The sequence below is a fragment of the Pseudomonas sp. NPDC090203 genome (assembly GCF_044746765.1).
Lineage (GTDB): Bacteria > Pseudomonadota > Gammaproteobacteria > Pseudomonadales > Pseudomonadaceae > Aquipseudomonas > Aquipseudomonas putida_AD.
Window position 1 is genome coordinate 1 of record NZ_JBIVCV010000007.1, and the last position, 25,773, is coordinate 25,773.

Here is a 25,773-nt window from a genome sequence, read left to right on the forward strand (position 1 = left end):
CGCCCGCGTCGCATTTTCCCTGATGCAGAACAAGGACGCATACCAGGCAGGAAAGAGGGCTAAAAAACTTTGCCCTCAACCATAGAATCTCCCACGGTTGTCGATGCACCGCTCCCCGTAGCAGCACGGCTTGCCGGCGGGGCGATGCCGAGGCCGCCGACGCCGGCAAGCCGGACTGCTACGGGGTTTGTGGGGATTTTGCGACCTTTGTCTGGCCCCGATCTGTGGGAGCGGGCTCGCCCGCGAAGGCGGCGGATCAGGCACCATCGAAGCACTGGCCGGACGCCTTCGCGGGCAAGCCAGGTCCCACGGTTGTCGATGCACCACTCCCCGTAGCAGCACGGCTTGCCGGCGGGGCGATGCCGAGGCCGCCGACGCCGGCAAGCCGGACTGCTACGTCGGGACGCGGTGTTCGTTCCGACAAGTCCTGACACACCTTGACCCGTAGCAGTCCGGCTTGCCGGCGTCAGCGATCTTCAAGATGTCCCGCCGGCAAGCCGTGCTGCTACGAGGCGGTTTCGGGGGCCGGGAAGGTCACGCGGACTTTCAGGCCCCGCTCTGAGCCGTCATGCAAGGTGATCTTCGCCAGATGTGCGCGACAGATTTCTCCGACGATGGCCAATCCCAATCCTGCCCCATTGCCCTGCTGCTGACGACGATAGAACCGTTCGAACACCCGGTCGCGCTCATGCATCGGGATGCCCGGGCCGTCGTCTTCGACTTCCAGCACGCAAGGCGCATGCACCCGCAACACCACGTTGCCGCCCTTGGGCGTGTGGGCCAGGGCGTTGTCCACCAGGTTGCTCAGCAATTCATTGAGCAAGGTGGGCTCACCGCGCATCCACACCGGCTGGTCGGCCTCAAGCGCCAGCGAAACACCGCGGGCATGGGCCAACGGCGCCATGGCCATGCCCAACTCCCGCGCCAACTGGCTGAGATCGAGCAATTCGGCGCCGCCTTCGGCAATCGCCCTCGCGCCGTTTTCGATGCGCGCAAGAGACAGCAACTGGTTGGCCAGATGGGTCAATTTGTCAGTACCCGTTGCGGCACTTTCAAGAGTGCTGCGCCACGCGGCCGGCTCCTGATCGCGCAGTCCCAGTTCTACCCGCGCCTTGAGGGCCGCCAGCGGAGTGCGCAGTTCATGGGACGCGTCGGCAATGAACTGCGCCTGCCGCTCGAACTGCATGCGCAGGCGCTCGGTGAAGTGGTTGAGCGAACTCACCAGCGGACGCAGTTCATGCTGCACTTCCACCAACGGCAGCGAGCGCAAGTCGTCGGGCTCACGCTCCTCCACTGCCGCACTGAGGCGATCCAGCGGGCGCAGCGCAGCACTGACCGTGAACCAGACCAGCAACAAAGCACCACCACCCAGCATGCCGAGCCGCAGCAGCGTATCGGCCATCAACGCCCGAGCCATGCTGACCCGCTGCTCTTCGGTCTCGGCCACGCGAATCTCTGCCATGCCGTTCATGTTCGGCTCGCTCACCGGCTTGAGCAGGCTGACCACCCGCACGTCCTGCCCCAGATAGCGGCCACTGTAGAACTTGGCCAAGGCGGGGTAATCGTCAGTGCGCGGGGTGCCGGATGGCGGCGCGGGAAGATTTTCGTAACCGGAAATCAGCTTCTGGTCGATGTCGTTGACCTGGTAGTAGATCCGCCCTGCGCTGTCGTAAGCGAAGGTGTCGAGCGCCACATAGGGCACGTCGGCGCTCAGGGTGCCGTCGCGCTCGGAAAGGCCGGCGGCAATCGTGCGCGCCGAGGCCAGCAGCGTACGGTCGTAAGCAGTGTCGGCCGCTTCCCGGCCATTCCAGTAGGCGCTCATGCCACTGGCGATCATCAACACCACCAACAACAAGCCCAGGTTCCACAGCAGGCGCCAGCGCAGGCTGTTTTCCGCTGCGCGAAACGGATTAAGCATCCCGGCTTTCCAGCAGGTAACCCAGGCCACGGAAGGTGACGATGGCAATCGGGTGCCCGTCGAGCTTCTTGCGCAGGCGGTGGACATAGATCTCGATGGCGTCGGCGCTCGCTTCCTCATCCAGACCGAACACCTGCGAGGCCAGTTGCTCCTTGCTCATTACCCGGCCAGGGCGGGCGATCAGCGCTTCAAGCACCGACTGCTCGCGGGATGTCAGGGTCAGCGTGTCATCGCCCAAGGTGAAGCGGCGGGTGTCCAGGTCATAGACCAGCGCCCCGCAGCGCTGCTGGCGCTCGCCACCCAGCACGCTGCGCCGCAGCAGCGCCTTGACCCGCGCTTCAAGCTCGGACAGCTCGAACGGCTTGGCCAGATAATCGTCGGCGCCCAGGTTGAGGCCGTGGACCCGGTCCTTGACGTCGCTGCGGGCAGTGAGCATCAGCACCGGGGTGTTCTTGCCCCGGGAACGCAAACGCGCCAGCACCTCGAAACCGTCCATGCGCGGCAGGCCGACATCAAGAATCGCGACCGCGTATTCTTCGCTGCTCAAAGCCAGGTCGGCGGCGACGCCATCATGCAGCACGTCCACGGTCAGGCCGCTGCCCTTGAGCGCCAGCGCGACACTTTCGGCCAGTTGCAGATGATCTTCGACGAGCAGGACACGCATCGGTTTCTCCCGATTGAGGCGTTTGGTGGGAGCGGAGTTTACAGACGCGCCGCCGTCTGTGAAGGGCTGAAACATTTAAAGAATAGACAGAACCGACGGCTGTGCGGCTGACGAAAGGTTCATGAAAGGTAGTTGAAAGGTTGATGAAAGCTTCACTGATTAGGATCCGGTCACGACTCGTTACGATTGCGCCATTCACGGCCTGCGTAACGCCCCAGGGTCGTGACGAAAAACGCCTCGATGCGTTTTCAACAATAAAAACAATATCGGAGTCATCGGTGATGCCATCACTGCAATCACAGGCCCTTGTGCCGTCTGAATCCCGTCCTGTTTCGAGTTCGCTTCGCCGCTTGCGCGCGCGATGTGTCGTCACGTCTGCATTCCCGTCCGTATCTGCCTGACCGTACGCCCTTTAAAAACAACAACTCCGTCGGAGACTGACCATGAACCTATCGTTGCGCCGTATCAGCGTCGCTGCCAGTTGCATGCTGGTGGCCACTCAATTGTGGGCCGCAGAACCCAACCGTCCTGAATGCATCGCCCCGGCCTCCCCCGGCGGCGGCTTCGACCTGACCTGCAAGCTGGCGCAGAGCGCGCTGGTCAACGAGAAGCTGCTGAGCAAGCCGATGCGCGTCACCTACATGCCAGGCGGCGTGGGCGCGGTGGCGTACAACGCAGTGGTCGCTCAGCGTCCGGCCGATGCAGGCACCCTGGTGGCGTGGTCCAGCGGCTCGCTGCTGAACCTGGCGCAAGGCAAGTTCGGTCGCTTCGATGAAAACGCGGTGCGCTGGCTGGCAGCCGTCGGCACCAGCTACGGCGCCATCGCTGTGAAAGCAGATTCGCCATACAAGAGCCTCGACGATCTGGTCAAGGCGCTCAAAGCCGACCCGAGCAAAGTGGTGATCGGTTCCGGCGGCACCGTCGGCAGCCAGGACTGGATGCAGACCGCGCTGATCGCCAAGGCCGCCGGTATCAACCCGCGCGACCTGCGATACGTGGCCCTGGAAGGCGGTGGTGAAATCGCCACGGCCCTGCTCGGCGGCCACATCCAGGTAGGTTCCACCGACATCTCCGACTCAATGCCGCACATCCTCAGCGGCGACATGCGCCTGCTGGCGGTGTTCTCCGAGGAGCGCCTGGACGAGCCGGAAATGAAGAACATCCCGACCGCCAAAGAGCAAGGCTACGACATCGTCTGGCCGGTGGTGCGTGGCTTCTACCTGGGGCCAAAAGTGACCGACGAGGAATACAACTGGTGGAAAGCCTCGTTCGACAAACTGCTGGCCTCCGAAGATTTCGCCAAGCTGCGTGACCAGCGCGAGCTGTTCCCCTTCGCCATGACCGGCCCTGAGCTGGACACCTACGTGAAGAAGCAGGTCGCGGACTACAAGATGCTGGCCAAGGAATTCGGCCTGATTCAGTGATTGAACCCTCTTAACCGGTTCTCGATTGATCGACTAGGTGCAGCGCCTCTGAAACAGGCGCTGCCCAGGAGCTTCCTATGGTCTTGCAACGACTGTTCGCCTTCGTGCTGCTGCTGGCCTGTATCGGCCTGGCACTGATGGCCTGGCCTTATCAGGCCCCGTTTTCCTACGAACCTGTTGGCCCCCGCGCGTTTCCGCTGCTGATGCTGGGGCTTATGGGCATTTCGCTGTTGTACATGGTGTTTCGTCCGGCACCGATCAAGCACTCCGAAGACGAGCCGCCGCTGGATCGTGAAACCCTGATCAAGATCACTGCCTGCACCGCCTTGCTGCTGATCTTCGCGGGTTGCTTCGAGCCTCTGGGCTTCGTGCTCAGCAGCATCCTGATCGGCATTCCGATGGCCCGCCTGTACGGCGGTCGCTGGCTGCCGAGCATCGTCATCACCACCTTGATGAGCATCCTTTTGTACGTGCTCTTCGACAAAGTGATGGATGTGCCTCTGCCCCTGGGCCTGCTCGACGTTCTGGAGAACTGATATGGATACGCTCGGTTACCTCGGCCAGGGCTTCGGCGTCGCATTGACCCCGTACAACCTGGTCACCGCCCTTTCGGGCACCCTGATCGGCACCATCGTCGGCCTGTTGCCGGGTCTGGGCCCGATCAACGGCGTGGCGCTGCTGATTCCGATTGCCTTCGCCCTTGGCCTGCCGCCTGAATCGGCGCTGATCCTGCTGGCGGCGGTGTACCTGGGCTGCGAGTACGGCGGGCGCATCAGCTCGATCCTGCTCAACATTCCAGGTGAAGCATCCACTGTAATGACCGCACTGGACGGCTACCCGATGGCCCGTCAGGGTCTGGCTGGCGTTGCGTTGTCGCTGTCGGCGTGGAGTTCGTTCATTGGCGCCTTCATCGCCACCTGCGGCATGGTGATGTTCGCCCCGCTGCTGGCCAAATGGGCGATTGCCTTCGGACCGGCGGAGTATTTCGTGCTGATGGTCTTCGCCATTGTCTGCCTCGGCGGCATGGCCGGTGACCGACCGCTCAAGACCTTCGTCGCGGCGCTGATCGGCCTGTTCCTGTCGAGCATCGGCATCGACGCCAACAGCGGCGTGTACCGCTTCACCGGCGACAACATCCACTTGGCCGACGGCATTCAGTTCGTGGTGCTGGTGCTGGGCCTGTTCTCGGTCAGTGAAATCCTGCTGTTGCTGGAGAAGACTCATCGCGGCCAGGAAGCGGTGAAAGCCACCGGGCGCATGATGTTCAACTTCAAGGAAGCCAGCTCGGTGTTCATCGTCAACATCCGCTGCGGCCTGATGGGCTTCATCATGGGCGTGCTGCCGGGTGCCGGTGCAACGCTGGCCAGCGCCGTGACCTACATGACCGAGAAACGTATCGCAGGCGCGAGCGGAAAATTCGGACAAGGCGACATGCGCGGCCTGGCAGCTCCTGAAACCGCCATCGGCGCAACCGCCTGCGGCGCGCTGGTGCCGATGCTGACCCTGGGCGTTCCAGGTTCGGGCACCACGGCAGTGATGATCGGCGCGCTGTCGCTGTACAACATCACCCCCGGCCCGCTGCTGTTCCAACAGCAACCGGACATCGTCTGGGGCCTGATCGCGTCGTTGTTCATCGCCAACATCATGCTGGTGATCCTCAACATCCCGATGATCCGCATCTTCACCCGCATCCTCGCCGTGCCGAACTGGGCACTGGTGCCGGTGATCGCGATCATCACCGGGATCGGCGTCTACGCGGTTCACGCCACCACCTTCGACCTGTTCCTGATGGTCGGCATCGGCATCTTCGGTTACATCCTGCGCAAGCTGGACTTCCCGCTGTCGCCGATTCTGCTGGGGTTCATTCTCGGCGGCTTGATGGAACAGAACCTGCGTCGCGCACTGTCGATCTCCAACGGCTCGATGGACATCCTCTGGTCCAGCCCGATCACCCTGGGCGTGTGGGTCGTGACTGCGTTCATGCTGGTCCTGCCGCTGATTCGCATCTGGCGCAAGCGCAGCGTCCAGCGTCGCGCACTGGCCGATGTCTGACCGGCCCTTCAAGACGTGGTGGGGTACACCGCTGGTCGGCCTGCTGGGGGGATACCTCGCCAGCCAGGTCGGCTGGCCCTTGCCCTGGATGGTCGGCTCGTTGCTGGCGATCATCCTGGTCCGCTGCCTAACCCCGTGGCAGCTGGCTGAAATCCCCGGCGGCCGCAAATGCGGCCAATGGGTGGTCGGCATCGGCATTGGCCTGCACTTCACCCCTGTCGTTATCGAACAGGTCCTCTCGCACTTTGGCCTGATTTTCATCGGCGCACTGGTGACCAGCGTCTCCAGCGTGGTCGGCGTGTGGCTCATGCTGCGCACCGGCGAAGACCGCGCCACGGCGTTCTTTTCCAGCATGCCCGGTGGCTCTGGGGAGATGGTCAACCTCGGCGCGCGCAATGGCGCGATCCTCAGCAACGTCGCGGCCGGTCAAAGCCTGCGGGTGCTGGCGGTGGTGCTATGCGTTCCGGCGATCTTCAAATACCTGATGGGCAACGGCGCCCCGCCCTCCCACGCGGTTGTGGTGGACTGGACCTGGCTGGCGGTGTTGTTTCCCCTCGGTGCCCTGGTTGCCTGGGGCTGGCAGCGCTTGAAACAGCCCAACCCGTGGCTGTTCGGGCCGTTGCTGGTGAGTGCGGTGGTCAGCATCGGTTTCGACCTGCACACCGGCCTGCCCAACGGCGGCAGCCAGATCGGCCAGTGGCTGATCGGCAGCGGCCTGGGTTGCCACTTCAACCGCGCGTTCTTTCGCCGCGCGCCGTCGTTCATGGGCCGTACGCTGATCGGCACGGCGCTGACCATGAGCATCGCCGCGCTGTGCGCCTGGATCCTCAGCGCCGCAACGCACCTGGATCTGCGCTCGCTGACCCTGGGCATGATGCCCGGTGGAATCGCCGAGATGAGCCTGACGGCGGAGGTATTGCAGTTGTCAGTGCCGCTGGTGACGGCGATGCAGGTAATGCGGCTGTTGTTTGTGTTGTTTCTGGCTGAGCCGTTGTTCAGGTATTGGAACAAACAGCCGACCTGACGAAATACCCACCCGTAGCAGCACGGCTTGCCGGCGGGGGCGTCCTTGACAACGCCCCCGCCGGCAAGCCGTGCTGCTACGGGCAAGGGGCGATCAGACGTTAGCGGGCAACCGCCACTCGATCGGCGTCAGACCATTCTGCTGCAGATACTTGTTGGCCATGCCGAAATGCCCGCAGCCGAGGAAACCCTTGTAGGCCGACAGCGGCGAGGGGTGTACGGAGGTCAGGATCAGGTGTTTGGACGCATCGATCAGCTTCTTCTTGCTCTGGGCGTGGGCGCCCCACAGCAGGAACACCAGATGCGGCTGATGGGCGCTGACGGTTTCGATGATCTTGTCGGTGAAATGCTGCCAGCCCTTGCCTGCGTGAGACGCCGCATTGGCCCGCTCGACGGTCAGGGTGGTGTTGAGCATCAGCACGCCCTGGTCGGCCCAGGACTGCAGGTAGCCGTGGTTGGGGATGTCGATGTTCAGGTCACGCTTGAGCTCTTTATAGATGTTGACCAGCGACGGCGGCGCCGGCACACCCGGCTGCACCGAGAAGCACAGGCCATGGGCCTGGTTTGGACCGTGGTACGGGTCCTGACCGAGAATGACCACCTTGACGTTGTCCAGCGGGGTCGAATTCAAGGCGTTGAAGATCAGCGGGCCGGGCGGATAGATTTCCTTTCCTGCCGCGTGCTCCTGGCGCAGGAACTCGCGCAGTTCGCCCATGTAGGGCTTTTCGAATTCTTCGCGCAGGGCCTGCTTCCAGCTGGGCTCGAGTTTGATGCGGTCGTCGTCGGTCATGGTCATATCCGGAAAAACAATGGGCGGACTTTAGGGGCAACCACCATTTATTTCCAGCGCAACGCGCCACGGGTTTCCTACACTCCACTGCATCAGTTCGGTGCAACTTCCCGGCGCAGGCAGCACTCCCAGTCCTTGATGAAAGCCTGTTCCACGAACACGAGGTCACGATGAATCTGCAATTCGAAGAGCTCACCGGAACCGACGGCGCCCGTCTGGGCATCGCCACGCTGGACGCGGAAAAATCACTCAATGCATTGTCGCTGCCCATGATCCTGGCGTTGCAGGATCGGCTCGATGCCTGGGCGAGCGACCCCCAGGTTGTTTGCGTGTTGCTGCGCGGCAATGGTGAAAAAGCGTTCTGCGCCGGCGGCGACGTACGTGCGCTGGTTGAGGCTGCTCGCGGCAAGCCCGGAAAAGTCCCACCGTTGGCAGCGCAGTTCTTCGCGGCGGAATATCGCCTGGACTACGCCCTGCACACCTATCCCAAGCCGCTGATCTGCTGGGGCCACGGTTATGTGCTCGGCGGCGGCATGGGCCTGCTGCAAGGCGCCGGCATTCGCGTCGTCACCCCGAGCAGCCGCCTGGCGATGCCCGAGATCAACATCGGCCTGTACCCCGACGTTGGCGCCAGCTGGTTTCTGTCGCGCCTGCCTGGCAAGTTGGGGCTGTTCCTGGGCCTGACCGGCTCGCACATCAACGGGCGCGATGCGCTGGACCTGGATTTGGCGGACCGCTTCCTGCTCGACGGCCAGCAGGAGGAAATGATCGACCGGCTGCTGCAACTCAACTGGCAGGAACAGACCGCCGTGCAGCTCAACAGTCTGTTCAAGGCGCTGGAGCAGGAAGCACTGGATCAACGCCCGGAGCCGCAGTGGCTGCCTCGTCGCCAGCAGATCGATGAGTTGCTGGATGTCGCCGATATTGCCTGCGCGTGGACTGCGCTCAAGCGTCAACTGCATTCCAGCGATGCGCTGCTGGCCAAGGCGGCAAAAACCTTGAGCGAAGGCTGCCCGATGACCGCGCACCTGGTCTGGGAGCAGATCCAGCGCGCCCGGCATCTGTCCCTGGCCGAAGTGTTCCAGATGGAATACACCATGAGCCTCAATTGCTGCCGGCATCCTGAGTTTGCCGAAGGTGTGCGGGCGCGATTGATCGACAAGGACCACACGCCCCATTGGCACTGGCAGGACATTGCCAAGATCCCGCTGGCGGTGGTGGATGCGCATTTCGAGAAGGCGTGGGAGGGCCGGCATCCGCTGGCGGATTTGTCAGGTTACTGAATCGATATTTGTAGGAGCGCGCTTGCCCGCGATGGGGTCGTATCAGACGATGCATCGGTGAATGACACACCGCCGTCGCGGGCAAGCGCGCTCCTACAAAGATTGCGTCGCTCATAAAAACGGCGCTGTTGAGAGCGCCGTTTTGATGTGGGTTTGAATTCAGCGGTTGCCGCCACCCGGTCCGCCGTGACCGCCGCGACCGAAGTTGCCGTCCTCCCTCATGTTGCCGCCCGATGGCCTGGACGGGGCAAATCCACCGCCGCCTCCGCCACCGCCGTGGTTACCATTCCAGCCGCCACCGCCCATGCCCGGCCTTGGGCCTGTGGGTGGAGGACGGTAGCCGGAGCCGCCGTTCCAGTTACCACCACCGCCACCGCCATTCCAGTGGCCGCCGCCGTAGCCCGGGCGACCGTAGCCTGGCCCGTAGTAGCGCGGAGGAGGCGCGTAATAACGAGGTGGCGAGTAATACCGTGGGGCCGAGTAATAACGCGGCGACGAGTAATAGACCGAGGAGCCGCCGTAATACCCGGTCGGCCCGTAGGGACGATAGCTGTCATACACGTAGCCGCTGCTGTAGACGGGCTGCGTGTAGGTCTCCGATTCGTAGTAGCCTCCGTAGCAACCGGCCAGGGACAAGGTCATTAAAGCTGCCATCAGGCTTTTGAGGTGCAAGCTTCGTCGATACATGGCGGCCTCCTGGACCGCGATAGAGCTCAAACCAGCGGCGCTGGTCGGCGTTCTCATAACTGCCGAGAACGTAAATTAAGACCGCAAGATCCCTCCCGAGTGCCCCACTGTAAAACCCTTCCGCCAGACGGCGCCCCGCAACAGTGCACCCCGATGCACCTTGTTATTCCGCCATTTCCCGCCCGCGCCACAGCCCGCATGGTTTGCCGATAATTGGCACGTCTCTCGCTTAAGCGAACCTTGTGCAGGAGTCACTCAAGGTTCGCGGCACCACAATTTGCAAATAGCCGACTAGGGTTCCGGCTCGCTTCAAGCGAGTGGCTGGTCCGAGAGTCGACGACCTCCAGTAGAGGTTACACGGCGGGATAAAAGCCCGGGAGACAGGACACCATTGGTGTCGCCGGACTCCTGCCCGCCCCTTTTCGTTACTGGAGGTTTTTCACGATGCAAAAATCCCGTCTGTTCGGCCTGATGACCGCAGGCCTCATCGCTGCCCTGAGCCTCTCGGCCACCGCCGCCCCGAAAAAGGACTTCGACGTCTGCTGGACCATCTACGCCGGCTGGATGCCATGGGAGTACGCAGGGACCCAGGGCATCGTCGACAAGTGGGCCAGGAAGTACAACATCAACATCAAGGTCACCCAACTCAACGACTACGTCGAATCGATCAACCAGTACACCGCCGGCCAGTTCGACGGATGCACCATGACCAACATGGACGCCCTGACCATTCCGGCTGCGGGCGGGGTGGAAAGCACGGCGCTGGTGGTCAGCGACTTCTCCAACGGCAATGACGGCATCGTCATCAAGGGCGATGGCAAAAAGGTCGCCGACCTCAAGGGCATGGACGTCAACCTGGTTGAGCTGTCGGTCTCGCACTACCTGCTGGCCCGCGCGCTGGACTCGGTAGACCTGACCGAGAAAGACCTGAAAGTGGTCAACACCTCCGACGCCGACATCGCCGCCGCCTTCAACACCGATCAGGTCAAGGCCGTGACCACCTGGAACCCGATGCTCTCCGAGATCAAGGCCAAGCCGGGCGTCACCCAGGTGTTCGACTCCAGCAAGATCCCGGGCGAGATCATGGACATGATGGTGGTCAACACCCAGACCCTCAAAGACAACCCTGCACTGGGCAAGGCACTGACCGGCGCCTGGTTCGAAGTCGTCGCCCTGATGAACGCGAAAAACGCCGAAGCCAAAACCGCACTGGAACACATGGCCAAGGCCTCGGGCACGGACCTGGCAGGTTTCCAGTCGCAACTGGACACCACCAAGCTGTTCGCCACGCCCAAAGAGGCACTGGAGTTTGCCACCAGCAAACAGCTGCCAGTCACCATGCGCAAGGTCGCGGACTTCTCCTTCGAGCACGGCCTGCTCGGCGAAGGCGCCAAGGATGCCAGCGCCGTGGGCATGAGCTTCGCCAACAGCGTGACCGAAGGCGACAAGGGCAACCTCAAGCTGCACTTCGACCCCAGCTACGTGCAGTTGGCCGCTGACGGCAAATTGTAAAGGCTTGGGCGACCTGCTCTGCAATCCGTGACAGCCATTCGCGAGCAAGCTCGCTCCCACAGAGGACGTGGGATGGCGAGCCTATACGCAGAGCCTGTGGGAGCGAGCTTGCTCGCGAAGAGGCCGCAGCGATCACGTTAAAATCCGCTTCAAACAGGTTATTTGACATGCGCTTGATAAACCGCCGCCCCGATGGCGCCAGCCGCCTGGTTCTGGTGATCCTGCCGTTCGCCCTGTTGCTGTTCGCCTACTTTACGGGCTCAGCGACGCGGTTGACGGAAAACCCCAACGACAAGCTGCTGCCCAGCGCCGTGCAGATGACCGATGCGATCAAGCGCGTGGCCTTCGTGCCAGATCAGCGCACCGGTGAATACCTGCTCTGGCAGGACAGCGCCTCCAGCCTGCAACGCCTGGCCATTGGCCTTGCGATCAGCGCGGTCGTGGGCCTGTGCCTGGGTATCGCCTCGGGGGTGCTGCCGCTGTTCGGCGCGCCCTTGTCGCCGTTGCTGACGGTGCTGTCGATGGTGCCGCCGCTGGCGATCCTGCCGATCCTGTTCATTGTCTTTGGCCTGGGCGAGCTGTCGAAGGTGATGCTGATCGTGATCGGCATCACCCCGGTGCTGGCCCGCGATCTGGAGCAGCGCGCCCGGGAGATTCCGGTGGAATTGCTGATCAAGGCGCAGACGCTGGGCGCCTCGACCTGGACGCTGATTCTGCGGGTGGTGCTGCCGCAACTGTTGCCGCGTTTGCTGATCTCGCTGCGGCTGGTGCTGGGCTCGGCGTGGCTGTTTCTGATCGCGGCCGAGGCCATCGCCTCCACCGACGGTTTGGGCTACCGGATCTTCCTGGTGCGTCGTTATCTGGCCATGGACATGATCCTGCCGTACGTAGTCTGGATCACCTTCCTCGCCTGGCTGATGGACTGGGGCCTGAAAGCCCTGACCCGCAAGGCCTTTCCCTGGTACGAGGGCGCGCGGCCATGAGCTTCATTTCGGTAAAAAACGTGTGGCAACAATACGGCGAACAGGTGGTGCTCGAAGGCCTGAACCTGAGCATCGCCGAGGGCGAGTTCTGCACCATGGTCGGTGCCTCCGGCTGTGGCAAATCGACCTTCCTGCGCCTGCTGCTGGGCCAGGAAGTGCCGAGCAAAGGCACGATCCTGCTGGACGGCCAGCCGCTGGCCAATGAACCGGATGCCAGCCGTGGCGTGGTGTTTCAGCGCTACTCGGTGTTCCCTCACCTGTCGGTGCTGGACAACGTCGCGCTGGGCCTGGAATTGCCCAGGGCCAGACTGCTGGGCCGGCTGTTCGGCAGCGCCAAGCGCGACGCCCGCGAGCAGGCCGCCGCGCTGCTGAACAAGGTTGGTCTGGGCCATGCGCTGGACAAATACCCGACGCAATTGTCCGGCGGCATGCAGCAACGCCTGGCCATCGCCCAGGCGCTGATCATGAAGCCTCGCGTACTGCTGCTCGACGAGCCTTTCGGCGCTCTGGACCCCGGCATTCGCAAGGACATGCACGCCCTGCTGCTGGAGCTGTGGCGCGAGACGAAACTCACGGTATTCATGGTCACCCACGACCTCTCCGAGGGCTTCAACCTGGGCACGCGGCTGATGGTCTTCGACAAGGTCCGCATCGATCCACACGCCCCCGGCGCCTATGGGGCCCGCATCACCTACGACATTCCCCTGAACAGCGACCGTCGCGCCGCCCGCGCGGCCATCGAATCGCTGCAATCGGCCTGAAGGATTTCAACCATGACTGACTCAACCGCTGTATTCCCGCTATTCGCCGAAGAGCTGCTGCCCGGTGGCGGCCACCTGTCGTTCGTGCTCAAGCGCGGCGAGTTGCTGCGCCTGACCGACCTCAACGGCGGTGCCAACGTGAGCCTCACGCTTTTCAACGCCCATGAAAAAACCGAGCGCCTGAACCTGCCCGACAGCCTCAAGTGCCAGCACACCGCCAAGCTCACCGCCGGCCACTGCCTGTACTCGGACATGGGTCGCGTGCTGGCGGCCATCACCGCCGACACCTGCGGCTGGAGCGACAGCCTCGGTGGCGTGCTGTGCGCTGAAGAAGTTGCTGAGAAATACGGCCGGGGCCGCTACCAGGAACTGCGCAACGACTTCTTTCGCAACGGCGCCGACAACCTGCTGGTGGAAATGGGCAAGTGGGGCCTGGGCCTGTCGGACCTGCTGATGACCCTGAACCTGTTCAGCCGGGTCGACGTCGACGCTCACGGCGCGCTGGCCTTCGTGCCCGGCAACTCGAAAGCCGGTGACTACATCGAGCTGTACGCGCCGATGGACACGCTGGTGGTGCTCACCGCGCTGCAACACCCGATGGACCCCAACCCCGAGTACACCCCACAGCCGGTCAAGCTGAGCTGGATGAAGGCCGACGCCAGCGTCGCCGAACACTGCCGCACCTCGCGCGAAGAGAACGTGCGCGGCTTCATCAACACTGATCGCCTGTTCGCCTGAGGACCTTCTGATGACCACCGCAGCCAAGAAAGCCCCCGTTTCCATCACCCACATCCCCGCTGGCGAGCCCTCCCTGACCGAACTCAAGGCCGGGCAGACCCTGCGCCTGCTCGATCTGGAAGGCAACCAGGCCGTCGATACGCTGTTCTACAGTCTGGCCAACCCCCGCGAGCGCTACGACGTGCAACGCACCTTGCGCAAACAGAACAACGTCTACCTGAGCAAAGGAAGCGTGCTGTATTCCAACCTTGGCAAGCCGATGCTGACCATCGTCGAAGACACTTGTGGACGCCACGACACCCTGGGCGGCGCCTGCGCACAAGAGAGCAACACCGTGCGCTACGCCCTGGAAAAACGCCACATGCACAGCTGCCGCGACAACTACCTGCGCGCCTGCTCCCACGACGGCCGCCTGGGCAAGCGCGACATCAGCCCGAACATCAATTTCTTCATGAACGTGCCGGTCACCGCCGAAGGTGGGCTGACCTTCGAGGACGGTATTTCCGCTGCCGGTAAATACGTCGAGCTGCGCGCGGAAATGGACGTGATCGTGCTGATCTCCAACTGCCCGCAACTGAACAACCCGTGCAACGGCTACAACCCCACGCCTGCCGAGCTGCTCGTCTGGGATTGAGCGGCACAGATTTTCACCGAAGCTTTCGGCGCGAGGGACGGCCTTCGCGCAACGCGTACAACAGCGGGACGGCCCGCTACCCGGTTCGGGATCGACGAGCGCGATCCCAGGGGTAAAGACCATGTTCGACAAACTGCTGATCGCCAACCGCGGCGCCATCGCCTGCCGCATCCTGCGTACCCTGCGCGCCCTGAACGTCGAGGGTGTGGCGGTCTACTCCGAAGCCGATGCCGCCAGTCTGCACATTCTCCAGGCGCAGGAGGCCCACAGCCTCGGTGAAGGCGGCGCGACCGGGACTTATCTTGCGGTGGACAAGATCCTCGCCATCGCCCAATCCACCGGCGCCAAGGCGATTCATCCGGGCTACGGATTTCTCTCCGAGAACGCCGCCTTCGCCCAGGCCTGCGAAGACGCGGGGATCGCCTTTGTCGGCCCGACACCAGAACAACTGCGCGTGTTCGGCCTCAAACACACCGCCCGCGCACTGGCCAGGCAACACGGCGTGCCGATGCTCGAAGGCACCGAGTTGCTCGACAGCCTTGCAGATGCGCTGGGAGCGGCAGATGCCATCGGCTATCCGGTGATGCTGAAAAGCACGGCGGGCGGCGGCGGAATCGGCATGCGCGTGTGCCGCAGTGCCAGCGAACTGAGCGAGTCGTTCGAGGCGGTCAAACGCTTGGGACAGAACAACTTCAGCGACGCCGGCGTGTTCATCGAGAAGTACATTCAGCGCGCTCGTCACCTGGAAGTGCAGGTGTTTGGCGACGGCTTCGGCGAGGTGATCGCCCTCGGCGTGCGTGACTGTTCGGTGCAGCGGCGCAACCAGAAAGTCCTCGAAGAAACTCCGGCCCCGAACCTGCCCGAAGGCATGGCCGATGAGCTGTGCGCCGCCGCGATCAAACTGGCCAAGGCCGTCAGTTATCGCAGCGCAGGCACCGTGGAATTCGTGTTCGACAGCGACGATCAGCGTTTCTATTTCCTTGAAGTGAACACCCGCTTGCAGGTCGAGCACGGTGTGACCGAGCAGGTCTGGGGCGTGGACCTGGTGAGCTGGATGGTGCAACTGGCCGCCGGTGACCTGCCGCCGTTGCAGGAACTGATTGCGAATCTGAAACCCTCGGGGCATGCCATTCAGGCACGTCTGTATGCCGAAGATCCGGGGCGCGATTTTCAGCCAAGCCCGGGCCTCTTGACCTCAGTGCACTTCCCCGCCGCCGATGGCAAGGCCCTGCGCATCGACACCTGGGTGGAAGCGGGCTGCGAGATCCCACCGTTTTTCGATCCGATGATCGCCAAGGTCATCAGTTGGGCGCCGGACCGGGAATCGGCCAGTGCAGGATTGACCCGGGCGCTGTCCGACACGCGCCTGTATGGCGTCGAAACCAACCGCGACTACCTGCGCCAGATCATCGAAGATGCGCCATTCGCCAGCGGCCAGCCGTGGACCCGCTGCCTGGAAGGCCTGGTCTATCACGCCGATACCTTCGAAGTATTGAGCGGCGGCACCCAGACCAGCGTGCAGGACTTCCCCGGACGGCTCGGCTACTGGGCCGTCGGCGTACCGCCCTCGGGTCCTATGGACAGTCGCTCGCTGCGCCTGGGCAACCGCCTGCTGGGTAACGCCGAAGGCTGCGCCGCGCTGGAAATCACCATGAGCGGGCCGATGCTGCGCTTCAACACCGATGCGGTGGTGGCCGTGACCGGCGCCGTGATCCCGTTGACGCTCGATGGCCAGGCACAGCCGATGAACCAGTCGATCCTGATCCGCGCAGGCTCGACCCTGACCTTGGGCACCATCGCCGGATCAGGCGCGCGCAGCTACCTGTGCCTGCGCGGCGGGCTGGATGTGCCGGATTATCTGGGCAGCAAAAGCACCTTCACCCTGGGCCAGTTCGGCGGCCATGCCGGCCGGGCGCTGCGCGCAGGCGACGTGCTGCACCTGGCGCCGTTGACCGACCGTGAAGCGGGACGGCAGATTGCGTCGCATCAGATTGCAGAGCTGCCAGACGTGCGGGATATCCGGGTGATCTATGGCCCCCACGGCGCGCCGGAGTACTTCACCGAAGGCTATATCGAGACCTTCTTCGCCACCGACTGGGAAGTGCATTTCAACTCCAGCCGCACCGGCGTGCGCCTGATCGGGCCCAAGCCTGAGTGGGTGCGTGCCGATGGCGGTGAAGCAGGCCTGCACCCTTCGAACATTCACGACAATCCCTATGCGATTGGCGCCGTGGACTTCACCGGCGACATGCCAGTGATCCTCGGACCGGACGGGCCGAGCCTGGGCGGGTTCGTGTGCCCGGTGACGATCATCGAAGCGGATTTGTGGCAGTTGGGGCAGCTCAAGGCGGGGGACAAGGTCAGGTTCATCCCGGTCACCGTAGAGCACGCCCGCTCGCTCGTCTGTAGGAGCGCGCTTGCCCGCGACGAGGCCCGTACATCCGACACACTTGTAGAGGCAGAACAATCGTCATCGCGGGCAAGCGCGCTCCTACAGTCCCCCGTCGTTCTGGACATCGGCGAAAACGACACCCGCATCAAAGCGCGCTTGAGTGGCGACACCCACCTGCTGCTGGAAATCGGCGCGCCGGAGCTGGACCTGGTCCTGCGCTTCCGCGGCCACGCGCTGATGCAGGCGCTGGAGAGCAAACAACTCAATGGCGTGATCGACCTCACCCCCGGCATTCGCTCGCTGCAAGTGCATTACCAGCCGGAACAGCTGCCGCTGGCCGACCTGCTGAAAATCGTCGCTGCCGAATGGGAACACGTGTGCGCCAGCAACAACCTGGAAGTGCCTTCGCGCATCGTGCACCTGCCGTTGTCCTGGGACGACCCGGCCTGTCAGCTGGCCATCGAGAAATACATGACCACGGTGCGCAAGGATGCACCCTGGTGCCCAAGCAACCTGGAGTTCATCCGCCGTATCAACGACCTGCCCAATCTGGACGAAGTACAGCGCACGGTCTTCGACGCCAGCTACCTGGTGATGGGCCTGGGCGACGTGTACCTGGGTGCGCCGGTGGCCACGCCGCTGGACCCGCGCCATCGTCTGGTGACCACCAAGTACAACCCGGCGCGCACCTGGACCGCCGAGAACTCGGTGGGCATCGGGGGCGCCTACATGTGCGTCTATGGCATGGAAGGCCCCGGCGGTTACCAGTTCGTGGGCCGCACCCTGCAGATGTGGAACCGCTATCGGGACGTCGCAGCCTTCGACGGCAAACCCTGGCTGCTGCGCTTCTTCGACCAGATCCGTTTCTACCCGGTCAGCGCCGATGAACTGCTGAAAATCCGCCGTGACTTCCCGCTGGGGCGCTACCCGCTTTCGATCGAACACAGCACGCTGAACCTTGCTGAATACCAGGCGTTTCTGGCGCAGGAAGCCCAGGGCATCCAGGCGTTTCGCACGCAGCAACAAGGCGCCTTCAACGCCGAGCGCGAGCGCTGGATCGCCAACGGCCAGGCCACGTTCGAAAGCGACGAAGCAGTGGCCGAACTCACCGAGGAGGCTGCGCTGCTGCCGGGGCAGATGAGCGTGGACAGCCACATCGCCGGGAACCTCTGGCAGGTACAGGTCAGCGTCGGGCAGCAAGTGCAGGCAGGCGACACGCTGGTGATTCTGGAGTCGATGAAAATGGAAATCCCGGTGCTGGCGCCGTTTGCCGGGGTGGTCAGCGAGATTCGCGTGCAGCCGGGTTCGGCCGTGCGCTCCGGGCAGCGAGTGGTGGTGCTGCAAGCGCAAGGCTGACAATTGCGGGCAAGGCGGCCGGTATCGCGCCTTGCCCCTGCGGCATCTGTGCACCGCAATAACAAGCACCATGGCGACAGACGATGGTGGTACATAGTTACCGCTTTCTGCCGCCAGAAATCGCCATAGTGAGCAGCTTTTGAGCTCACTGAATGCCCGCCATGGACAACACCGACAGCAACCCCGCCCCACCCCGCACCCCACCTGCAACGCTGCATCACAAACATCTGGCAAGACTGCGCAACCGGCGGGTGGCAAGGCTGCTCTCGGGCTCGCCCTGGCTGCTCAAGGCCTGGCAACTGGCGCTGGACTGCCCGCCCTCGATTCTGACCTGGCTGGATGAACGCTGGAGCCAGGCCCTGGCCAGCCATCTGGGCAAACCTGTGAACCTGGACGCGCTGTATGTCGACTTCACCACCGATCAGGATCCTGCAGTGGATGCCGCTGGCAATGAACACTTCGAATGGCGCCTGTCCCTGCGGCAACTGGGGCGCATGACCCTGGAAACCCGTTCGCTGCTGGCCCTGCAACGCGGCGCGGTTCCCGACCGCGCGGTGCATGATGACCTGCCGGGCTTTACCCTGGAAAAACTCTTCAAGCTGCTGTTGCAAGGCAACTGGTCGTGGGAATACGACCAGCAGCTGAGCCACTTCTGGGCCCGTCACGGCCAGACCTGGCAAATGCTTGCCAAGCTGTCGTTTCTGGACGGCCTGGATCATCAACAACGACGTCGGCAAATCAGCAGCGACGGCTACCGGCTCGGGCTGGATGTGCTGGGGCTCGTGCAGTTGCCGGACACCCTGCAGCGCCTGGGCACAACCGCACTGACCCACCGTTCGACGCTGCACGGCGTGATGCTCAACGACGACCCCATCCCGGGGGTATTCCACCAGCGCTCCCGGACCACCGGGCATTGCTACATCCACGTGCTGGGCGAGCAACCCTATTGTCACGAATACATCAGCGATACCGCCCCCTGGAAACCCGAGAAGGTGATGCAGGCGCTCAACGCATCGCCCTGGCACCGCCTGCATCTGAACCTGGCACCGACTGCAAATGGCCTTGAACTGGGCAGCGAGATCAGCGATGTCTTTACCTACCTGTGCAATGCACAGCGTCTGTTTGCCCTGATACACCCCGAGACTGAAGGGTTTCTGGAGGTGTTCGACGGCAGTGAGCTGCCGCAACAGGATTACCTGCTGCCTCCCATAGAACCGGCATTGGCAATCCTCGCTGCGCTGGGCTGCTGGCACAGCGAACCCGGTCTGCGCGAGAGCATTCCTACGCCACACGTAGTGGCTGACCGGATCATGGGCAAGTGGCTCAAACAGGCCCACGGGATCGATCTGGACCCCAGGCGAGTGTTCATCCGCTACCGGCCGGGGACGTCGAGAAAGCCCTGGGGTAGCGCAACAACCCCGGCGACCAACATCCTGATAGTGCCGAGCGAGCGCCCGGTCGCCCTCGGCCAGGCGCTGGTACAGAATTTCCGGGCCCTTGAACCGAGCGGTTACGACGACCTGGGGGGACGCTGGGTGGTCTACACCGACCTCAGCGGGCAAGGCACCTGGAAGCAGGAAAAGGAAATTCCGGTCAAGGCGGCCAGCATCGAGGCCTACATCAGAAGCATCGGGTTTCTGGAGGTCATGACCGCGCGGCTCAACAGCTTCTGGGAACGCAAAGCCACGACCATCGAGCGCGCACTCTCGTCCACCCTGATAGCGCAGGCGCTGTTTTGTCTGAAAAACGGCGAGCTGACGCGCAAGGGGTTCAATTGCCTGGTATTCGCACTGGAGGAGGACCGCACGTCTCCCATCACACGTCAGACGCGCTGGAGCGCACTGGGTTTCCAACTGGACAGCGGTCACCTGACCGGTGGCGTCAATCCGCCTTGTCCGGGCCTGCTGTTACTGCACCATGAGCGCGAGCCTGGCTGGATCCTGTATCAGTCAGGTCAGCAAGCCACATTCGTGGAGCTTCGGGACCGAGCAGAATTGGTCGCCCATCTTCGCCAATCGGCGGCCAATGAAGACTGGCGTCGGACGCTTCTACAGTACATGCCGATGCGCTTCCATGAGCGGCTGGACTACATACTGCAGATCTGGGGGGGAGTGGAACGGCCGCCGCTGCCGCCCTCGATACTGCGGCCCACATCCATCAGGCTGTACAACGATGCCATCCACAAGGCCAGCAATCACGTGTTTTTCATGCACGAGGTGGCGCAATCGCCCACCGGCTTCATCCTAGAGCATTTGCGCAGCGACAGCCTCCATGATGCGCAAGACAGCATCGTCACCCAGCGTGAACTCACGCTGAACTATTGGTCGCGGTGGGTCGATCGCCTGCAATTGATGCTGGCGCCGATGGCCTTGCTGCTGCCACCTGTGGCCATTGCCTCGCTGACCGCCAGCGCCGCCAGCCTGGCACTGAAGATTCAGGCGGCCAGTCTACCCGGCGACCGTGATGCGGAGCGTCGCCAGGTGCTGGTGGCAATCCTGTCTCTGGGATTGCTGCAACTGGGCCCCGCGACCCCACGCCTGCTGGGAAGCTTCATGCGGGTGGGCGCGAAGGCAAGGCTTGCGCCCACGGTGACCCCTTCCCTGCCGCTGCGCAACTTCGGCACCTGGCTGCAACGCCTCACCCATCCACGCAAAACGGTGCTCAGCCCTTACTTCAACACAGGTCTTACCCTGAAAAACTGGGAAGTGGTCGCCAACAGAGCATTCGCCAGCGAATCGGTGCGGGTCTGGAAGCTGGGACAGCGGTTCCTGCTGTGGACCTCCCAACGCGCCCAGGCCCGCACGCTTGTGGTCAGCAGCCACGGCTACCATTTGCCCTGGAGCCGAGCGACACAGGTACCCAACGGCACCGAACTCCGGCTGTATGCCCCCCACGGCCATGAACTGGTCGATCCCGGGCTGCACAAGGTGGTCAGCCAGTTGATCAAGCCCTACGCACTGCTGGACAACACTCGCGCCGTCCCCGGGCCCGGCGTGGCGCCCTTCGCCACTTTGACCGAGGGCAAACGATTGCTGGCGGGCACCACCCTGCCGGGGCATATCAAGAACTACAAGCTGATGAAATTCCAGAGCGACGCCTACGAAAGCTACCAGGACATCAGCAATTTCGTCAGCGACAGCCAACACGTATCCTGGCCGACAGTGCCGGCCACGCCGATGGACGTATTGACCATACGCAATCGCTTCGGCGTCACCAGCCCAAGCCTGGAAGACCTGTTCAACGAGCTGCAACGCCTGGGAATTCACTACGACAAGATCCTGCTGGTGCACTGTCGATGCTCGGCGATCAAGGCAGTGCTGGGACGAGCGCCGGCATTCGATGCGCCCGGGGGAACGCACAGGATCACGCCCTGAAACATCCGGTTCATAAAAGCGAGGCTGGCATGGCGCAACAGGGTGGCCTCAGGCTAGCATGTCTCTATTAATGGACTCTTTTTCACTCAAGCGGACTGGTCATGCCCTTTCGTTCCACGCTCCACTCACAGCGCTCCCTGTTGTTGACGTTAGTGATCCTTCTGGGGAGCGGCTTTCTGGCGACGTCATTGCTCAGCTACTTTGCCTCGCGGGACGCCATCCGCGACAGCATCGTCAACACCGAGCTGCCCCTGACCTCGGACACGGTCTATTCCGAAATCCAGAAGGACCTGGTGCGCCCGGTGCTGATCTCGTCGATGATGGCGCGCGACACCTTCGTGCGCGACTGGGTCGTGGCCGGCGAAAAAGATCCGCAACAAATGACCCGCTACCTCAAGGAGGTGATGGATCACTACGGCGCCTACACCTCGTTTTTCGTCTCCAACAAAAGCCTGACCTATTACCAGGCCAAGGGCGTGCTGAAAAAGATCAGCCCCGACGAGCCCCGGGATGTCTGGTATTACCGCGTGCGCGACATGGCCGAGCCGTACGAAATCAACGTCGACCCGGACCTTGCCAACAAGGACAACCTGACCTTCTTCATCAACTACAAGGTCTTCGACTACAACGACCAGCTCATCGGCGCCACTGGCGTGGGGCTGACCGTCGATGCCGTCATCAAGCTGATCGACCGCTACCAGCAGCGCTACCAACGTAGCGTGTATTTCGTCGACGCTTTCGGGCGCCTGGTGCTGACTGGCGCCGAGGGCGGGCCGCAGGGCGCGAAGATCGGCCAGGTGCTGCGCGACCTTCCCGACCTCAAGGAATTGCGCCAGCAAATGCCCAAGCCGCAAAGCGGCAGCTACCAATACGACTCGCCGGACGACTCGCATTTTCTCAACGTGCGATACATCCCCGAGCTGAACTGGTACCTGTTCGTCGACAAGCGCGAGGACGGCGCACTGACCGACATTCGTCAGTCGCTGTACCTGAACCTGACGATTTGCCTGGCGGTGATGCTGCTGGTGCTGTACCTGCTCAATCGCGTCATCCGCCGCTTCCAGATGCGCATCGAGAGCCAGGCGATGCTCGACAGCCTCACCGGCCTGCCCAACCGGCGCGGGTTCGACCAGGTTGCGATGAGCGCCATTGCCGAAGCTCGTCGTGACCACAAGGCGCTGTCGGCCATGCTGCTGGACCTGGATCACTTCAAGCGTCTGAACGATACCCACGGTCATCTGGCTGGCGATGAAGTGCTCACCGGTTTCGCCGACGACGTCAGGCGCTGCCTGCGTGACAGCGACATCATTTGCCGGTGGGGTGGCGAAGAGTTCATCATCCTGCTCAAGGACACCAACACCAGCGGTGCCCGACGCGTCGCCGAGAAAATTCGCCTGCTGGCCGAGCAACACACCTACGTGTTCACGGGTTCGGCCCTGCAAGTCACCGTCAGCCTGGGCCTCACCGAGCTGCACGAAGGCGACACCCTGCAAAGCCTGATCGCCCGCGCCGACCAGGCGCTCTACAGCGCCAAACAGAGCGGCCGCAATCGGGTCTGTACCGAGATGGCAGAGCCCGCATGACCACCGTTTCAACCAGCCCGGACACCTGCCCCGTCTGCGGCCAGAGCAACAAATGCACCCTGGCCGACCCACGCACGGCCGACCAGGCCTGCTGGTGCTTCAGCGAAACCATCGACCCGGCCGTCCTGGCCGCGCTGCCCGAAGAACTGCGCAACAAGGCGTGCCTGTGTCCGCGCTGCGCGGGCCTCCTCGAATCCACACAAACCCCGTAGCAGTCCGGCTTGCCGGCGTCAGCGATTCCGAAGCCCCCGTCGCCGGCACGGCAAGCCGGACTGCTACGATCATTTGTGTTGCCTGCAGATCCCGTAGCAGCACGGCTTGCCGGCGGGGGCGTCCTCAAGGTCAATCCAGCTCCAAGGTTTTCACGTACCATTGAGGGCCCACACACCGACCCAAACCCCATGCGCCTCGACCGTTTCCTCAGCAACCTGCCCCGCTTCAGCCGCAAGGAGGTGCGCCTTGCACTGCTGGCCAACCGGGTCAGGGTCGATGGCCAGACCGTCCGGGATCCGCTGCATGAAGTTCGCGAATTCAGCCAGGTCATGCTCGACGACGAACTCCTGCAATCCGGCAAACCCGCGCGCTACTTCATGCTGCACAAACCGCCAGGCTGCGTCAGCGCCACCGTCGACCCGCGACACCCCACCGTGCTGGACCTGCTCGACGAGCCCGACAAGCACGACTTGCATATCGCCGGTCGCCTGGACTTCAACACCTCGGGGCTGATGCTCATCACCAACGACGGCCAGTGGTCCCGCCGCCTCACCCAGCCGACCACCAAGTTGCCGAAGATCTACTACGTCGAAACCGAGCAGGAAATCGGTGAGCACTACGTCACAAAATTCGCCGAAGGTTTTTACTTCGCCTTCGAAGACCTCACCACCCTGCCCGCGCTACTGACCCTGCTGGACAGCCACCGCGCCCGCCTGAGCATCGTCGAAGGCCGCTACCATCAGGTGAAGCGCATGTTCGGCTTCTTCGACAACAAGGTCGTGCGTCTGCACCGCGAAAGCATGGGCCCGCTGGTGCTCGACCCTGCGCTTGCGCCCGGGCAGTACCGGCCGCTGACAGCTGAAGAGATTCAGCAGATCTGACGTCTTTCGACCGCCCGGCAGGTCGTGTAGGACAATTCACGAACGGCACTTGCGGGTTCCGGGATCGCCTGCTTGAATCCAATCGTCGGTCCACATGTGACTGATGAGTCACCAACCTATTCTAAGAAACCTTTTGTCGTCACGACCGCCTCGAAGCGACACGTTCGGCAAACCGCCCGCCAATAACAATACCTGTCGGACAAGCTGTTCCGATCCGACATGGGCCCCCTTCAAGGCTATTGCCTACCTGTCACGAAACTCGTGCAACGTGGTTGCGCGCACACCTGTTTTTTCGTCAGGAGACATGGATATGAGGCCAGAAATCGCTGTGCTTGATATACAGGGCCAGTTTCGGGTTTACACGGAGTTCTATCGCGCAGATGCCGCAGAAAAGACCATCATCCTGGTCAACGGCTCACTGGCCACTACTGCATCTTTCGCCCAGACCGTCCGCAACCTGCACCCGCAGTTCAACGTGGTGCTGTACGACCAGCCTTACGCGGGCAAATCAAAACCCCACAACATCATTGACCGGCCGCTGACCAAGGAAACCGAGGGACAGATCCTGCTGGAGCTGATCGACCACTTCAACGCAGAACACATCATGTCGTTCTCATGGGGCGGCGCGCCGACCCTGGTGGCCCTCGCCCACCGGCCCAAGCGCATCGAGAAGGCCGTGATCAGCTCTTTCTCGCCGGTCATCAACGAGCCGATGCGCGACTACCTGCAACGTGGCCAGCAACACCTGGGTGCATTCGATCGCTACGAAGTCGGTACGCTGATTAACAGCACCATCGGCAAACACCTGCCGTCGCTGTTCAAGCGCTTCAACTACAAACACGTCAGCTCCCTGGACCTGCACGAGTACGCGCAGATGCACCACCACATCAACCATGTGATGGAAGCCACCACGCACAAACAGTTGAAGGCCGCCAAACGGATCAATGTTCCGGTGCTGTTCATGAACGGGGAATGGGACGAATACACCTCGGCCGTCGACGCCCGGTTGTTCAAGAACCACGTGCGTGACTGCCACTTCAGCACCATCAAGAATGCAGGCCACTTTTTAGACATGGAGCATAAAAGCGCCTGCCTGGACTCGCGAAACGCCCTGTTGAGCTTCCTCACCCCGGCGCCCGAGCCCAGCCGAAACCGCTACCGACAGGTACACGCGAACCATGCATTTGCAATCTGACCATGCCGGTCTCAAGGAACGGATTCATCCGCCAGCCACCGCCTCACAGCCCTCGGCGGATGAATCCCGACCCTTGTCATTGCAATAAAGGATTTGGCCCGCAACGCATTTAACGCTTCAATTCAGTGCCTGCATCTGGTACAAAGTCAGCCGCTGCAAGCGTCAAAAGCGGGTGTCGTATAATGGCATTACTCCAGCTTCCCAAGCTGATAACGAGGGTTCGATTCCCTTCACCCGCTCCAGTCTTCCCCCCTGCAACAACCTTCGTTCAGCCCCGCTTTAGATCTTGATCCGATATACACGTCGCAAT

General features: G+C 62.6%; 20 protein-coding genes, 1 tRNA gene and 1 riboswitch. Of the genes, 17 read left to right on the forward strand and 4 right to left on the reverse strand.

Going from position 1 to position 25,773, the window contains the following annotated elements:
• Positions 1-505 precede the first annotated feature (505 nt).
• Together ACIPO9_RS13520 and ACIPO9_RS13525 are read right to left on the reverse strand one after the other, a co-directional pair.
• Positions 506-1,918 carry a sensor histidine kinase gene (locus tag ACIPO9_RS13520; RefSeq protein WP_400781433.1) on the reverse strand — a complete coding sequence of 471 codons (1,413 nt, stop codon included), beginning with the start codon at positions 1,916-1,918 and terminating at the stop codon, positions 506-508.
• Positions 1,911-2,582 carry a response regulator gene (locus tag ACIPO9_RS13525; protein ID WP_400781434.1) on the reverse strand — a complete coding sequence of 224 codons (672 nt, stop codon included), beginning with the start codon at positions 2,580-2,582 and terminating at the stop codon, positions 1,911-1,913. The genes ACIPO9_RS13520 and ACIPO9_RS13525 overlap by 8 nt, the downstream gene beginning before the upstream one ends.
• A gap of 437 nt (positions 2,583-3,019) precedes the next feature.
• Between ACIPO9_RS13525 and ACIPO9_RS13530 the strand changes: the two genes are divergently transcribed.
• The 4 genes from ACIPO9_RS13530 (at position 3,020) to ACIPO9_RS13545 (ending at position 7,082) form a co-directional block, all read left to right on the forward strand.
• A complete protein-coding gene (locus tag ACIPO9_RS13530; protein ID WP_400605183.1) occupies positions 3,020-4,006 on the forward strand; it encodes a Bug family tripartite tricarboxylate transporter substrate binding protein in 987 nt (328 codons plus the stop codon).
• Positions 4,007-4,083: 77 nt separating this feature from the next.
• Positions 4,084-4,542: a tripartite tricarboxylate transporter TctB family protein gene (locus ACIPO9_RS13535; RefSeq protein ID WP_400604615.1), complete on the forward strand. Its 459-nt coding sequence runs from the start codon at positions 4,084-4,086 to the stop codon at positions 4,540-4,542.
• Between the two features lies 1 nt (position 4,543).
• Entirely contained in the window at positions 4,544-6,058 is a 1,515-nt protein-coding gene (locus tag ACIPO9_RS13540) for a tripartite tricarboxylate transporter permease (RefSeq protein WP_274135541.1), read from the forward strand.
• A complete protein-coding gene (locus ACIPO9_RS13545) occupies positions 6,051-7,082 on the forward strand; it encodes an AbrB family transcriptional regulator (RefSeq protein WP_400781437.1) in 1,032 nt (343 codons plus the stop codon). Before ACIPO9_RS13540 ends, ACIPO9_RS13545 begins: the two co-directional genes overlap by 8 nt.
• Before the next feature lie 93 nt (positions 7,083-7,175).
• Here the strand turns inward: ACIPO9_RS13545 and ung are convergent, their stop codons facing one another.
• Complete coding sequence (ung, locus tag ACIPO9_RS13550; RefSeq protein ID WP_400781439.1) at positions 7,176-7,871, reverse strand: uracil-DNA glycosylase; 696 nt, start codon at positions 7,869-7,871, stop codon at positions 7,176-7,178.
• 170 nt (positions 7,872-8,041) lie between these two features.
• On the opposite strand from ung, the gene ACIPO9_RS13555 reads away from it, so the two are divergent.
• The gene (locus ACIPO9_RS13555) at positions 8,042-9,154 is read left to right on the forward strand and encodes an enoyl-CoA hydratase/isomerase family protein (protein WP_400781441.1); all 1,113 of its coding nucleotides are present in this window, start codon (positions 8,042-8,044) and stop codon (positions 9,152-9,154) included.
• Positions 9,155-9,313: 159 nt separating this feature from the next.
• On the opposite strand, the gene ACIPO9_RS13560 is transcribed toward ACIPO9_RS13555, so the two are convergent.
• The gene (locus ACIPO9_RS13560; protein WP_400781442.1) at positions 9,314-9,841 is read right to left on the reverse strand and encodes a hypothetical protein; all 528 of its coding nucleotides are present in this window, start codon (positions 9,839-9,841) and stop codon (positions 9,314-9,316) included.
• A gap of 280 nt (positions 9,842-10,121) precedes the next feature.
• Positions 10,122-10,223: riboswitch (guanidine-I (ykkC/yxkD leader) on the forward strand.
• Positions 10,224-10,285: 62 nt separating this feature from the next.
• Between ACIPO9_RS13560 and ACIPO9_RS13565 the strand changes: the two genes are divergently transcribed.
• From ACIPO9_RS13565 to ACIPO9_RS13620, 12 genes are all read left to right on the forward strand, one after another.
• Positions 10,286-11,353: a putative urea ABC transporter substrate-binding protein gene (locus ACIPO9_RS13565; protein WP_400604624.1), complete on the forward strand. Its 1,068-nt coding sequence runs from the start codon at positions 10,286-10,288 to the stop codon at positions 11,351-11,353.
• A 167-nt stretch (positions 11,354-11,520) separates the two neighbouring features.
• Positions 11,521-12,336: an ABC transporter permease gene (locus ACIPO9_RS13570; RefSeq protein WP_274135834.1), complete on the forward strand. Its 816-nt coding sequence runs from the start codon at positions 11,521-11,523 to the stop codon at positions 12,334-12,336.
• Positions 12,333-13,097: an ABC transporter ATP-binding protein gene (locus ACIPO9_RS13575; RefSeq protein ID WP_400781445.1), complete on the forward strand. Its 765-nt coding sequence runs from the start codon at positions 12,333-12,335 to the stop codon at positions 13,095-13,097. The genes ACIPO9_RS13570 and ACIPO9_RS13575 overlap by 4 nt, the downstream gene beginning before the upstream one ends.
• A gap of 12 nt (positions 13,098-13,109) precedes the next feature.
• Positions 13,110-13,835, forward strand: coding sequence for an urea amidolyase associated protein UAAP1 (locus ACIPO9_RS13580; RefSeq protein WP_400781447.1), 726 nt, complete (start codon positions 13,110-13,112; stop codon positions 13,833-13,835).
• A 10-nt stretch (positions 13,836-13,845) separates the two neighbouring features.
• On the forward strand, positions 13,846-14,469 hold the full coding sequence (locus ACIPO9_RS13585) for an urea amidolyase associated protein UAAP2 (RefSeq protein ID WP_400781449.1): 624 nt from the start codon (positions 13,846-13,848) through the stop codon (positions 14,467-14,469).
• Positions 14,470-14,590: 121 nt separating this feature from the next.
• Positions 14,591-18,217 carry an urea carboxylase gene (uca, locus tag ACIPO9_RS13590; RefSeq protein WP_400781450.1) on the forward strand — a complete coding sequence of 1,209 codons (3,627 nt, stop codon included), beginning with the start codon at positions 14,591-14,593 and terminating at the stop codon, positions 18,215-18,217.
• Between the two features lie 161 nt (positions 18,218-18,378).
• The gene (locus tag ACIPO9_RS13595) at positions 18,379-21,591 is read left to right on the forward strand and encodes a dermonecrotic toxin domain-containing protein (protein ID WP_400781453.1); all 3,213 of its coding nucleotides are present in this window, start codon (positions 18,379-18,381) and stop codon (positions 21,589-21,591) included.
• 101 nt (positions 21,592-21,692) lie between these two features.
• On the forward strand, positions 21,693-23,174 hold the full coding sequence (locus ACIPO9_RS13600; RefSeq protein ID WP_274135841.1) for a sensor domain-containing diguanylate cyclase: 1,482 nt from the start codon (positions 21,693-21,695) through the stop codon (positions 23,172-23,174).
• Positions 23,171-23,386 (forward strand): cysteine-rich CWC family protein, encoded by a 216-nt coding sequence (locus tag ACIPO9_RS13605; protein ID WP_400781455.1) that lies wholly within the window; start codon positions 23,171-23,173, stop codon positions 23,384-23,386. The genes ACIPO9_RS13600 and ACIPO9_RS13605 overlap by 4 nt, the downstream gene beginning before the upstream one ends.
• A 189-nt stretch (positions 23,387-23,575) precedes the next feature.
• Complete coding sequence (locus ACIPO9_RS13610) at positions 23,576-24,268, forward strand: pseudouridine synthase (RefSeq protein WP_400781457.1); 693 nt, start codon at positions 23,576-23,578, stop codon at positions 24,266-24,268.
• Positions 24,269-24,578: 310 nt separating this feature from the next.
• Complete coding sequence (locus ACIPO9_RS13615) at positions 24,579-25,463, forward strand: alpha/beta fold hydrolase (protein WP_274135844.1); 885 nt, start codon at positions 24,579-24,581, stop codon at positions 25,461-25,463.
• A 168-nt stretch (positions 25,464-25,631) separates the two neighbouring features.
• Positions 25,632-25,705, forward strand: a tRNA-Gly gene (locus ACIPO9_RS13620).
• Positions 25,706-25,773 lie beyond the last annotated feature (68 nt).